Genomic DNA, 12312 nt, shown 5'->3' with positions numbered 1-12312 from the left:
AAGGCGTGCCCCTTGATACGTGCAATTGCGCCAAAGGGGAACCCAAAGCCAAGGAGGGGCCCCCATGTTCAACGCATTGCTGCTAACCCAAGACGACGCAGGCGTGGCCAGCGCGAATATCACCCAGATCGACGACAGCCAGCTGCCCGAAGGCGATGTGACCGTCGCGGTGGAATATTCTACGGTGAACTACAAAGACGGGCTGTGCCTGTCGCCCAAAGGCGGCGGGTTGGTGCGCAACTACCCGCATGTGGGCGGGATCGACTTTGCGGGCACGGTCGAGGCGTCGGATGACCCGCGCTACGCGCCGGGCGACAAGGTGGTGCTGACCGGCTGGCGCGTGGGCGAGGTCCATTGGGGCGGCTATGCGCAAAAGGCGCGGGTCAAGGCCGATTGGCTGGTGCCGCTGCCCGAGGGTTTGACACCGCGTCAGGCGATGGCGGTGGGCACGGCGGGGTTTACCGCGATGTTGGCGGTGATGGCATTGGAAGACCACGGCCTGACGCCCGATAAGGGCGAGGTCTTGGTGACCGGGGCTGCGGGTGGGGTTGGATCCGTTGCAACGGCCATTTTGGCAAACCTGGGCTATGATGTTGCCGGGGTCACCGGGCGCCCGGATACCGAAGGCTATCTGACCGATCTGGGCATCAGCCGCGTGGTGCCGCGCGAAGAGCTGTCTGAAACCACCAAACGCCCGCTTGAGGCGGAAACATGGGCTGGATGCGTTGACGCCGTCGGCGGGCCGATGCTGGCGCGGGTGCTGGGGCAGATGAAATATGGTGGCTCGGTTTCGGCCGTGGGCTTGGCAGGCGGCGCAAACCTGCCGGCCACGGTGATCCCGTTCCTGTTGCGCGGGGTGAACCTGCTGGGCATCGACAGTGTGATGCAGCCATATGACAACCGTCTGCGCGCCTGGAAACGCGTGGCCAGCGACCTGCCGATGGACAAGCTTGAGGCGATGATCAAACCCGCCGTTCTGGCCGACCTGCCGCAACTGGGTGCTGACATTCTGGAGGGCAAGGTCAAAGGGCGCGTTGTGGTGGATGTGAACGCCTAAAGTAACGCCACAATTTGGAGACCTAAGCCGAAGCCCTGAAATGACCTAGCGGAATCCTTGACGAATTCTGGGCCGCTCTAAATGACTGGAACCAGATGTTTAGGGGCGTGGGTAAATAAGGTTTTGGCAGTTATTGTTTGGTTGCGCCGCGATTTGCGGTTGGCGGATCACGCCGCTTTGACGGCGGCGTGCAAATCCGGCGGGCCGGTGATTCCGGTATATATATTAGATAGCTACGTTGAAGACATGGGGGCGGCGCCTCGGTTCCGGTTGGAGCAGGCGCTGGCCGAGTTTGCACGTACGCTGGACGGGGTCGGCAGCCGTCTGATTTTGCGGCGCGGAGAGGCTTTGGACGTATTGCGGGCGCTGGTCAAGGAAACCGGGGCCTGTCGCGTTTTCTGGAGCCGGGATTTGTCGTCTACCTCGATTGATCGGGATCGTGCGGTCAAACTGGCCCTGCGCCAAAGCGGGGTTGAGGCGCGCTCTTTCGTTGGGAACCTTTTGTTTGAGCCGTGGGATGTGCAGACCGGTTCGGGCGGCGCTTATAAGGTGTTTACGCCGTTTTGGCGGGCCGTGCGCGGGCGCGACGTGCAACCGCCCCGATTGCCCCCCGCTGTTCTGCCGACGCCCGTCAGGTGGCCGCGATCAGACCGTCTGGAGGATTGGAATCTGTCGGCTGATATGCAGCGCGGCCGGGCGGTGGTGGGCGCGCAGATGCAGGTCGGAGAGGCTTCGGCGCAGGCGCGATTGCAGGCGTTTTTGCAAAATGACATGGCGGTTTATAATGATCGCAGGGATGAACTTGCAGGATGGGGCGGTTCGGACCTGTCGCAGTACCTTGCGTGGGGGGAAATCAGCCCGGCCACGATCTGGCATGCGGTTCAACCGGCGTTGCACGAAGGGACCCGTGGCGCCGAGGCCTTTTTGCGGCAACTGGCATGGCGTGACTTCGCGTGGCATCTGATGTTTCACAGCCCCAGCATCAATCGGGAAAACTGGCGCGACGGATGGCAGGATTTCCCGTGGAACACCGATGCAGAGCGCCCTGAGGTTATCGCCTGGAAACGCGGGCAGACCGGGATAGATCTGGTCGATGCCGCAATGCGCGAGATGTATGTAACCGGGCGCATGCACAACCGGGCGCGGATGATCGCGGCCTCGTATCTGACCAAGCATCTGTTGACGGATTGGCGCATCGGGATGCGCTGGTTCGAAGATTGCCTGATTGACTGGGATCCCGCGGCCAACGCGATGGGCTGGCAGTGGGTGGCCGGGTGCGGCCCCGATGCGGCACCCTATTTCCGGGTGTTCAACCCAGACACGCAGGCGGAAAAGTTTGATGCATCAGGGGCTTATCGGCAAAAGTGGTTGGCTCCGGACAGCGGATTTTATCAGGCGGTACCGCGCAGTTGGAACCTATCGCCGGATGCACCGCGCCCCGCACCTGTTGTCACCTTGCCAGACGGGCGCGCCCGCGCCTTGGCGGCCTATGACAGTTTCCGCGGCAAGAACGGCTGATTTTTCCTTGCACCGGGGCCTGCCTGCGCGGAAAGTAGCCTCGAACTGACCGCAAGAGGATCTGCACATGCCGACAGCTGCTAAACTTTTCGCCGCCTTCGGATTTGCATTCATGGCGTTCTTTGCGTCGGAAAGCTTTGTGTTTGAACTGCCCGAGGGCACCGATCCGGGCTGGTTTTCCTATATCAACACGGCGATTGGCGCGATTTGCGGCTGGCGGGTGATGGGAAAGCTGGCGGGGGATGGCTATTACAGCGCGATGACCTCGGGGTTGCGCACCTTGGCGGTGTTCATGTTTTTCGCGCTGGGCGGGCATTGTCTGGCCGAGATGATCCGTCTGGCCACCAAGCTGCGCTATGATGGCCCGGGCGATGCGATCATGGGTATGTTTGCAATGATCCTTGACTACGGATTTCTGATTGTCACGTCTGTCCCGGTCATGTTGATCCTGTTTGTTGGCTCGGTGCTGGCGGCTTGGTTCAGTGAATGGGCAAGCCACCGCTGGAATTGATGTTTTATGACCGACCTCTTTTTGTTTGGCACCTTGCGCCATCAACCGTTGTTGCAACGCATATTGGGCGAAGAGGGGGCTTTGCCCGCCTTGGAACCTGCCTTTTTGCCGGGGCATGACACCCGCTGGGTGGCCGGGCGCGGGCATCCGGTGTTGGTCGATGCACCCGAGGCACGGGCCGAAGGCTTGCTGGCGCGCGACGTATCCCCGGCCGCCTTGGATCGGCTGGCGTTTTATGAGGCCGGGCAGGGATATCATCCCCAGACCCGCACCGTTGAAACCCAAAGTGGGCCGGTGGCCGCGCAGGTCTGGCTGCCGCAGCATGCGGTTACGCCGGGCGGCACGTTTGATCTGTCAGACTGGCAGATGCGGTGGGCCGATGTGGCGGATGTTGCCGCTGCCGAGGTAATGAGCCATTTCGGCCAGTCCGCCCCGGATGCGGTGGCGAAACGATACCTGCCGATCCGGGCGCGCGCGGCGGCGCGGGTAAATGCCCGCCAAAGCGCCCCCACCACGCTGCGTCGCCATGCTGCGCGTGAAGACGTCGAGGTGATCCGCCATCGCCAAGCCTATGCGCATTTCTTTTCTGTCGAAGAATACGAACTGCGTCACCGCAAGTTTGACGGCTCGATCAGCGCGCCTTTGGATCGGGCGGTGTTCGTGTCGACCGATGCGGTGACGGTGCTGCCCTATGACCCTGTACGCGACCGGGTGTTGCTGATTGAACAGTTTCGCATGGGTCCCTTTGGGCGGGGGGATCAGCAGTGCTGGTCATTGGAGGCGATCGCGGGGCGCATTGAGCCGGGTGAGCCAACCGAAGAGACCGCGCGCCGTGAAGCCATGGAAGAGGCCGGGCTGGAAATAGGAGAGATGCGCCGGATCGGCAGTTACTATGCCTCTCCGGGCGCGAAATCAGAGTATATCTTTTCCTATCTTGCGCTGTGTGATCTGCCTGACAGCGCCGCGGGGCTGGGGGGATTGCTGTCTGAGGGCGAAGACATTCGCGCCCATGTTATCAGCTATGATCATGCCATGGCGCTGCTGCAAAGCGGCGAGGTGGAAAACTCTCCGCTGATGGTGTCGCTGCAATGGCTTGCACTTCATCGTGAAGAGCTGCGGGCATCTGCTTGAGTTCACCGCGAACGGGCGCTACTCAGGGAAGGCAACATTGAGGAGAGGCGGGAATGAACGCGCGCAATGATCTGGCCGAGCTGGTTGGCAACACCCCGTTGGTGAAACTGCAAGGCCCTTCCGAGGCCACTGGCTGTACCATTCTGGGCAAATGCGAGTTCATGAATCCGGGCCAATCGGTCAAGGATCGCGCGGCGCTCTACATCATCAAAGACGCGGTGGAAAAGGGGCTGCTGAAGCCCGGTGGCACGATTGTCGAAGGTACGGCGGGCAATACCGGCATTGGTCTGGCGCTGGTGGGCGCGTCGATGGGCTTTCGCACGGTTATCGTGATCCCTGAAACCCAGAGCCAGGAAAAGAAGGACATGATCCGTCTGGCCGGGGCCGAATTGGTGCAGGTGCCTGCGAAACCGTATCGCGACCCCAACAACTATGTGCGCTATTCGGGGCGTCTGGCCCAAGAGCTGGCGCTGAGCGAACCAAATGGCGCGATCTGGGCCAACCAGTTTGATAACGTCGCCAATCGGCAGGCCCATGTGGAAACCACCGGCCCCGAGATTTGGGAGCAGACCGGCGGCAAGGTGGATGGGTTTATCTGCGCTGTTGGCTCGGGCGGGACATTGGCGGGTGTCGGCATGGCGCTGCAGCCCAAGGGCGTGAAGATCGGTCTGGCCGATCCCGATGGCGCGACGCTGTACAATTATTACACCACCGGCGAGCACAAGGCCGAGGGGGGCTCGATCACCGAAGGTATCGGGCAGGGGCGGATCACCGCCAACCTCGAAGGGTTTACCCCCGATATGTGCTTCAACATCCCTGACGCCGAAGCCTTGCCGGTTGTGTTCGATCTTGCCGAACACGAGGGGCTGTGCCTTGGCGGCTCGTCGGGCATCAACGTAGCGGGTGCCATGCGCATGGCGCGCGAAATGGGGCCGGGTCATACCATTGTGACGGTGCTGTGCGACTATGGCACGCGCTATCAGTCGAAACTGTTCAACCCTGATTTCCTGCGCGAAGCGGGCCTGCCGATTCCGGCGTGGCTGGAGGATGATGCGCGCAAACTGCCCGAGGTTTACGCGTCGTGACCCATTTTCTGCGTCTGTGCTTTACGGTTCTCTGCCTGTCACTTTGGGCGGCGGCCCCGGGGCAGGCGCAGGTGGCAGATGTCAGCGGCGCCGGGTCTGAACAGGCGGCGCCGACCCAGGCTGACCAAACGGTGGATTACGTCACGTGGACGGCCACGGCAGAACGCGCCGAAGAGGCGATTCTGGCCGCGCGGGCGTCGAACCTTGCACTGGAACAGCTGCGTGAGGAACTGGCCGGATGGCGCAGCCTGTTTCTTGAAGCTCAGGATGCCAATGCCACGCGGATTGCCACGCTGAACGAACAGATCGCGGTTTTAGGCGCCGCGCCCGAAGATGGCGCATCTGAGGCGCCCGAGATTACCGCGCGCCGTGCGCAGCTTACCGCGCAGCTTGATGTCTTGCAGGCCCCGGTTCTGACCGCCGAGGAAGCCTATCGCCGGGCGGACGGGCTGATCGGCGAGATCGACTCGATCATCCGCGCGCGTCAGGCAGATGAGCTGTTGCAGCTGGGGCCGACTCCGCTGAACCCGGTGCACTGGCCCAAGGCGCTGGGCGCGCTGACCGGCTCGGTGCGGTTGGCGGTGCTGGAAGCTGTCGATGCCATGGCCGCCCCCGATTTCTGGTCGAACCTGCGCGGCAACCTGCCGGCGGTTCTGTTCTATCTGGCGCTGGCGGGTGTGCTGTTGCTGCGGGGCCGGGTCTGGATGATCAACCTGACCACACGTCTGTCGCAAAAAAGCACCCAGCGCGGCGTGGCTGTCTATGCCGGGGTGCTCTCTATTGGGCAGATCATCCTGCCGCTGATGGGGCTGATGGCCCTGCTGGAGGCGTTTTATTCGGCCGAACTGCTGGGGTTGCGCGGTGCCCGGATTGCCGGGTTGATCCCCGGCGCCGGGATCATCCTTTTGGTGGGCCTGTGGCTGGCGGGGCGGTTGTTCCCGCGGATCAGTTTCCGCAAACCGATGTTCACCCTGTCGGAGGCCCGCATGGACGAGGCCCGTCGGGAAACCGGTGGTTTGGCAGGGGTTGCGGCGCTTTGGTACATCCTGCAGCGGTTGGCGGATTTCGATGAGTACGAGCCCGCCGAGCTGGCCGTTCTGAACCTGCCTTTGTTGATTATCGCCGGCATCTTGATGTTCCGCATTGCGCAAATTTTGACGATCCATGTGCGCAATGAAACCGATGCTGAAAACACCCACCCGTATCGCGACAACATCATTCAGCTGGTTGCACGCGCGGTGATGATCGTGGCCTTTGTCGGCCCGATCCTCGGCGCGATTGGTTATTATCAGGCGGCTGTTTTTGTCACCTATCCGGCAATTCATTCGCTGGCACTGTTGGGTTTTGTCGCCGCGCTTCAGCGGTTCGTCTATGATGCCTATGGCTGGCTGATGGGCGAGGGCGAAGGTGTGCAGGACGCCCTGATGCCGGTGTTGATCGGCTTTGTGTTGTTCTTGGCCGCGATGCCGGTGCTTGCGCTGATCTGGGGGGTACGTGTTGCCGACCTGACCGAGCTTTGGACACGGTTCACCGAAGGCTTTCAGCTGGGTGATACGCGCCTGTCGCCCTCCGACTTTCTGACCTTTGCGATCATCTTTGCGGCGCTCTATTTCCTGACCCGACTGTTTCAGGGCGCCCTGCGGGCCACCATCCTGCCCAAGACCGGAATCGACAAGGGCGGGCAGAATGCGATTGTATCGGGCACCGGGTATTTCGGCATCTTTCTGGCCGCGATTATTGCCATCACGGCCACGGGCATTGACCTGAGCTCGGTTGCGATTGTCGCCGGTGCCTTGTCAGTTGGGATCGGCTTTGGTCTGCAAAACATCGTGTCGAACTTTGTGTCGGGGATCATCTTGCTGATTGAACGCCCGGTATCCGAGGGGGACTGGATCGAGGTCGGCGGCGTGATGGGAACGGTACGCGATATCTCGGTGCGCTCTACCCGGGTTGAAACCTTTGACCGCACCGATGTGATCGTGCCCAACACTGATCTGATCTCGGGGATGGTGACCAACTTTACCCGGTCAAACGTGACCGGGCGGATCATTCTGAAAGTGGGCGTGGCCTATGGCACCGACACCCGCAAGGTGCATGGTTTGCTGGAGGAAATCGCCCAGTCCCACCCGATTGTCATCGTCAATCCGCCCCCGCATGTGTCTTTTGCCGGCTTTGGCGCGGATAGTCTGGATTTCGAGGTGCGCTGTGTGCTGTCGGATATCAATTTCGGCCTGACGGTGCGGTCGGAACTGAACCATGAAATCGCCCGGCGCTTTGCTGAGGAAGGGATTGAGATCCCGTTTGCACAGCGCGACATCTGGCTGCGTAACCCCGAAGCGCTGCGCGGCGAGCAGGCCCCGGCGCCAGATGCCGCTGCGCCCGCGCCCCAGCCCACAATGCCGCCCAATCTGCCCAGCGATTTCCGCGAAGACCCGGACGGAGACCGATAGGGGTTTGGCCGCGGCTCCTTGATTGAGTGAATCTGTGATATATTGCCCCTATATTTTATAGGCGGAGTTATTTCATGAGCTCTTTTGATCATTCGATCGCACGTCTCGCGGTCTGGAATCTGGCGGGAAATGACAAATATCCCGGCGGGGCAGGAACCGGGATCGTTGCGGACAGTCGGCGGGCTTGGCATCAGGTGCTGGGGCTGGCGTTGCTGGATGCGGATTTCGTTACCTTGGTTGAGGTATTCCCGGAAAGTCACATTCAATGGCTGGCAGATAAACTGGCGGAAAAGGGGCTGCAGTATGCGGTGACGATGCTGCCCCAGCCCGACAGCCACCTGAACATCGGTTTTCTGCACAAGCCCGGGGTGAAGGTCGACAATCCGCGGTTCATCCAGGGGTCTGCCGGAACGTATCAGGGCGGGCGGCAGGCGCTGGCTGTGGATGTTCGGATCGGCGCGCGGCTTAAGGCGGTGGTGATTGGTGTCCACCTGAAGTCCGGCCGCAAGGGCGGGGATCAGCAAAAACGCGACAGCCAGTGCGAGGTGATCGGTGATTGGATCACGACGCTGCAAAACACCCCGGGCTACAAGCAGCACATGGTCGCCTTGATGGGGGACTTCAACATGATCCCGGGGCGCGATGTCAGCAATTTCCATTTTCTGGGCGGCGATGATGTTATGGATTTCGTGTCGAGCTGGGATTTGCAGGACCGGTATTCGCATATCCTGCAAAGCGGGCGGGCCAATCTGCTGGATGGCTTTGCCGTGTCGCGCAACTATTCGACCCGCTATATTCAGGGGTCTTTGCGTTTATTCCCAATGCACTGGACCCTAAAGATGGGCCGCGCCAAGTTTCGCGACACGGTGTCGGACCATCTGCCGTTTGTGGCCTCTTTCAAAGTTTTCTGATCGGCTCTTGCACAGGGTTATGAAAATTGGCTACACGGGGCCTCACGGAGAGGTGGCCGAGTGGTCGAAGGCGCACGCCTGGAAAGTGTGTAGGCGGGAAACCGTCTCCAGGGTTCGAATCCCTGTCTCTCCGCCATACCCCCTTTGGACCGGTTTAATGACGCGCCGCCGTACGGCGTTCTGTTGCGTTGGGCAGGCCCAGAATGGCGCGATACTTGGCGACGGTGCGGCGCGAAATCCCAAGGTTCAGCTTGCACATCTGATCGGCCAGCGCCTGATCTGACAGCGGCATATTCTTGTCTTCGGTGCGGATCAGCAGGGACAGGCGTTTGAGCGCCTGATCGCGGGTCTTTTGGCCTGCGTCATCGCTGATCGGGCGCACCAACATATCGGTGGCGGCAATCACCCCGTGACTGCATTCAATCGTGCAATTGTTCATCGCGCGGCTGATGGTGCTTTTGTTCACGCCCAGATCCTGCGCCATGGAACCCATGGTCAGGGGCTTTCGATCCAGCGGGCGGCCGGTGCGGAAATAGGCCTGCTGGGTTTCGGCGATCTGCTGGCCGATCCGCAGCAATGTGTTGGCGCGCTTTTGCATCGCCACCACAAACGCGCCCGCCCCGCGATAACAATCGCGGTAATAGGCCAGGGCGGCGCTATCGGTTTCCGAGGTTTTGAGCGTGTCGAACAGGGCATCATCGGTCAGCAGGTCGGGCAGGGCCGCTGGGTTCAGCATTGCCTGAATCACCCCGTCCACATCCGGGCGCATGATCAGATCAGGCGCGCGGGCGGTGATTGTCAGGTCGGGCACCGGTGTCAGCGGGGCAGGGGAGAGCGACCGGATATCGGCCAGCATGTCTTCGGCGTCTTCTGCATCGACACCACAATGTTCGCAGATGCCTGCGATGTCACTTTTGGCGATCAGGTCGATGCGGTTCAGCAGCGCTTCGATCAGCGGATCGTACCGGTTTTGCGCCTGCAGTTGAACGGTGAAACTTTCGCGCAAAGACCATGTGAAAACACCCGCAGGTTCCACCGCTTGTTGCAGCTTGGCGACGACCTGATCCAGCAGCGCCGCTGAGGTGTTCAGATAGGCGCACATCTGATCGCGCGGATCTTCGAAAAACCCTCGTTCATCAATGCAATAGACCAGTTCGGTGGCCAGTTTTGCCTCGTCCGGCGAAAACCGGATCAGCGCGATTTGCGCGAGCAGGGATTGCGCGTGGGACAGCTCTTGCGCGGGGGTAGATTCGGGCAGCTCCGCCCCGCCACTACTGCCGCCTCCGGGTGGGGCAGGCACGGGGCGCAGGAACGGATTGCGCGGCAGTTCTTCCTCGAGCGTTTCGGCGATCTGCGCGGGCCCCATCTGCAACAAGGACAAAGAGCTGCGCATCTGCTGCGTCAGCGACATCTTTTGCTGTTGTGACTGGTTTTGAACCTGTCTCATGGCGCGGCGGTTTCCTCCCAAATCCCGGTGCTTCTTAAGTGTGAGCGGCCCTTTCCCTGCCTGTCAACGGGGTCGTGGTCGTAGGCGGTTTTGTCACGTTTAACCCATCTGGCACGGTCGTTGCTTGGTGGTTGGGCAAAGGGAGAGAGCCACGTGTCAAAAGTAGGGATAATTGCTAATCCAGTTTCCGCCCGCGACATCCGTAGAATCGTGTCGCATGCGGGCAACCTGCCGATCAATGATCGCGCCAATATCGTATTGCGCATGTTGACCGGTCTGGCGACAGCGGGCGTCGAAGAAGTGGTCATCATGCCCGAAAACGGTGGCATCCGTACCCAGCTGATGCGCACCATCACGCGTGAAAACAACATGGGCACGCTGCGCTTTCCGAAAGTGACCTATCTGGATATGCCGGTCACCTGCACCGCCGATGACAGCGCGGAGGCCGCGCGCCAGATGGCAGCACAGGGCGTTGGCGCGATTGCGGTTCTGGGCGGCGACGGGACCAATCGTGTGGTTGTGGCCAACAGCGGCAATACCCCGATTGCGGGCGTGTCCACCGGCACCAACAACGCCTTCCCTGAACTGCGCGAACCTACCATCACCGGCTTGGCCGTGGGTCTGGCCGTGACAGGGCAGGTGCCACCGGAATACGCCTTTCAGGACAACAAGCTGTTGGAAGTCCGGGTGAACGATGATCGCGAGATCGCGCTGGTGGACGTGGCCGTGGTGGCCGAACGGTTCGTTGGTGCCCGGGCGATCTGGAAGACCGCCAACTTCCGTGACCTGTTCACCACCTTTGGTCTGCCCGAGGGGATCGGCATGTCGTCAATCGTTGGCCTGCTGGCGCCTCTGGATCGCCAGACCCCCGAAGGGCGCCGCGTGCGGCTTGTGCCTCTGGAGCGCGCCGACGCCAGCATCATCGCCCCGATTGCCCCCGGCCTGATCGAAGAGGTCGGCATTGGCGGCGTCGAGCGCATGGACCCCAATGTGCTGTTTTTGCCCAGTGTTTCGGTCGGCTCCATCGCCCTGGATGGCGAGCGTGAACTGACCTTCAGCGAAACCGATGACGTCAGCATTCGCCTGAAAACCGATGCTTTCAGAACCGTAAACGTGCCCGCGTGCATGGCCTTCGCGGCCAAGCGCGGGCTTCTCACCCGTGAAGTGCAAACCGCAGTTCACGAAGCTCTGTAGATAAAGGGAGGACCTTATGAGCAACCCGTTCCCACTGGAAAAAGAAGGGCTTTTGGAAGCCTATCGTCGCATGAAGACGATCCGCGAATTCGAGGAGCGTCTGCATGTGGATTTTGGCCGGGGCGATATCCCGGGCTTCGTCCACCTTTATGCGGGCGAGGAAGCCGCTGGCGTTGGCATCATGATGCACCTACAGGATCATGACCGCATCGCCTCGACCCACCGTGGTCATGGCCACTGCATCGCCAAAGGCGTGGATGTCAAAGGCATGATGGCCGAGATCTATGGCAAGTCGACCGGTTCCTGCGCAGGTAAAGGCGGCTCGATGCATATCGCTGACCTGTCCAAAGGCATGATGGGCGCAAACGGTATCCTTGGTGCCGGTGCGCCGCTGGTTTGCGGTGCTGCGTTGGCCGCACAAAAGCTGGGCCATGATGGCGTGGGCATCACCTTCTTTGGTGATGGTGCATCCAACCAGGGCACCGTGCTGGAGTCGATGAACCTGGCTGCGATCTGGAACCTGCCGGCGATCTTCGTGGTCGAAAACAACGGTTATGCGGAATCGACCTCGGTTGATTACGCGGTTGCCTCGGACAGCTATGTTGACCGCGCCACCGGCTTCGGGATGCCCGGCATCACCGTCGATGGCACCGATTTCTTTGCTGTCTATGAAGCTGCTGGCGAAGTGGTCAAACGGGCCCGTGAAGGGGCTGGTCCCACCTTGCTGGAATGCAAGATGATCCGCTTCTTTGGCCACTTTGAGGGCGATGCACAGACTTATCGTGCGCCCGGCGAGAACGAAGACAACCGCGCCAACCGCGACTGTCTGAAAATCTTCCGCGCCAAGGTGACCGAGGCCGGTGTTCTGACCGACGCCGAGCTGGACGCCATCGATGCCGAGGTCATGGACCTGATCGAGGAAGCCGTCGAAGAGGCCAAGGCCGCACCGCTGCCCGCCCCCGAAGAACTGACCACCGACGTGTACGTGTCCTACTGACACGTCTGAAA

Annotated in this window: 10 protein-coding genes and 1 tRNA gene; 10 read left to right on the top strand and 1 reads right to left on the bottom strand. The window is 61.1% G+C overall.

What is annotated here, in order from left to right; all coding sequences use genetic code 11:
* Positions 1 to 64: 64 nt before the first annotated feature.
* From ATO10_RS10650 to ATO10_RS10615, 8 genes are all read left to right on the top strand, one after another.
* Entirely contained in the window at positions 65 to 1057 is a 993-nt protein-coding gene (locus ATO10_RS10650) for an MDR family oxidoreductase (RefSeq protein WP_035251287.1), read from the top strand.
* 81 nt (positions 1058 to 1138) lie between these two features.
* Positions 1139 to 2575, top strand: a complete 1437-nt coding sequence (locus ATO10_RS10645) for a cryptochrome/photolyase family protein (protein WP_051598086.1) — start codon at positions 1139 to 1141, stop codon at positions 2573 to 2575.
* A 67-nt stretch (positions 2576 to 2642) separates the two neighbouring features.
* Positions 2643 to 3086 (top strand): TrgA family protein, encoded by a 444-nt coding sequence (locus tag ATO10_RS10640; protein WP_035251285.1) that lies wholly within the window; start codon positions 2643 to 2645, stop codon positions 3084 to 3086.
* Between the two features lie 6 nt (positions 3087 to 3092).
* Positions 3093 to 4217: an NUDIX domain-containing protein gene (locus tag ATO10_RS10635; RefSeq protein ID WP_035251284.1), complete on the top strand. Its 1125-nt coding sequence runs from the start codon at positions 3093 to 3095 to the stop codon at positions 4215 to 4217.
* Positions 4218 to 4270: 53 nt separating this feature from the next.
* Positions 4271 to 5302, top strand: a complete 1032-nt coding sequence (locus ATO10_RS10630) for a cysteine synthase A (protein ID WP_035251282.1) — start codon at positions 4271 to 4273, stop codon at positions 5300 to 5302.
* On the top strand, positions 5299 to 7752 hold the full coding sequence (locus ATO10_RS10625) for a DUF3772 domain-containing protein (protein WP_051598085.1): 2454 nt from the start codon (positions 5299 to 5301) through the stop codon (positions 7750 to 7752). Before ATO10_RS10630 ends, ATO10_RS10625 begins: the two co-directional genes overlap by 4 nt.
* A 74-nt stretch (positions 7753 to 7826) precedes the next feature.
* Positions 7827 to 8663, top strand: a complete 837-nt coding sequence (locus tag ATO10_RS10620) for an endonuclease/exonuclease/phosphatase family protein (RefSeq protein ID WP_035251280.1) — start codon at positions 7827 to 7829, stop codon at positions 8661 to 8663.
* A 46-nt stretch (positions 8664 to 8709) separates the two neighbouring features.
* Positions 8710 to 8799, top strand: a tRNA-Ser gene (locus ATO10_RS10615).
* Positions 8800 to 8817: 18 nt separating this feature from the next.
* Here ATO10_RS10615 and ATO10_RS10610 read toward each other — a convergent pair.
* Positions 8818 to 10110, bottom strand: a complete 1293-nt coding sequence (locus ATO10_RS10610; RefSeq protein WP_035251278.1) for an RNA polymerase factor sigma-54 — start codon at positions 10108 to 10110, stop codon at positions 8818 to 8820.
* Positions 10111 to 10263: 153 nt separating this feature from the next.
* On the opposite strand from ATO10_RS10610, the gene ATO10_RS10605 reads away from it, so the two are divergent.
* Together ATO10_RS10605 and ATO10_RS10600 are read left to right on the top strand one after the other, a co-directional pair.
* Complete coding sequence (locus ATO10_RS10605; protein ID WP_035251276.1) at positions 10264 to 11304, top strand: ATP-NAD kinase family protein; 1041 nt, start codon at positions 10264 to 10266, stop codon at positions 11302 to 11304.
* 16 nt (positions 11305 to 11320) lie between these two features.
* Positions 11321 to 12301: a thiamine pyrophosphate-dependent dehydrogenase E1 component subunit alpha gene (locus ATO10_RS10600; protein WP_035251274.1), complete on the top strand. Its 981-nt coding sequence runs from the start codon at positions 11321 to 11323 to the stop codon at positions 12299 to 12301.
* The last annotated feature ends 11 nt before the right edge of the window (positions 12302 to 12312 follow it).

The organism is Actibacterium atlanticum, assembly GCF_000671395.1.
Taxonomy (GTDB): Bacteria; Pseudomonadota; Alphaproteobacteria; order Rhodobacterales; family Rhodobacteraceae; genus Actibacterium_D; species Actibacterium_D atlanticum.
Note: the sequence above shows the minus strand (reverse complement) of the source record. Positions and strands in the feature narration are given on the sequence as shown.

Coding starts and splice junctions, on each gene's coding strand:
- ATO10_RS10600 (WP_035251274.1), top strand. CDS start 11,321: ATGAGCAACCCGTTCCCACTGGAAAAAGAAGGGCTTTTGGAAGCCTAT.
- ATO10_RS10645 (WP_051598086.1), top strand. CDS start 1,139: ATGACTGGAACCAGATGTTTAGGGGCGTGGGTAAATAAGGTTTTGGCA.
- ATO10_RS10640 (WP_035251285.1), top strand. CDS start 2,643: ATGCCGACAGCTGCTAAACTTTTCGCCGCCTTCGGATTTGCATTCATG.
- ATO10_RS10650 (WP_035251287.1), top strand. CDS start 65: ATGTTCAACGCATTGCTGCTAACCCAAGACGACGCAGGCGTGGCCAGC.
- ATO10_RS10610 (WP_035251278.1), bottom strand. CDS start 10,110: ATGAGACAGGTTCAAAACCAGTCACAACAGCAAAAGATGTCGCTGACG.
- ATO10_RS10620 (WP_035251280.1), top strand. CDS start 7,827: ATGAGCTCTTTTGATCATTCGATCGCACGTCTCGCGGTCTGGAATCTG.
- ATO10_RS10630 (WP_035251282.1), top strand. CDS start 4,271: ATGAACGCGCGCAATGATCTGGCCGAGCTGGTTGGCAACACCCCGTTG.
- ATO10_RS10635 (WP_035251284.1), top strand. CDS start 3,093: ATGACCGACCTCTTTTTGTTTGGCACCTTGCGCCATCAACCGTTGTTG.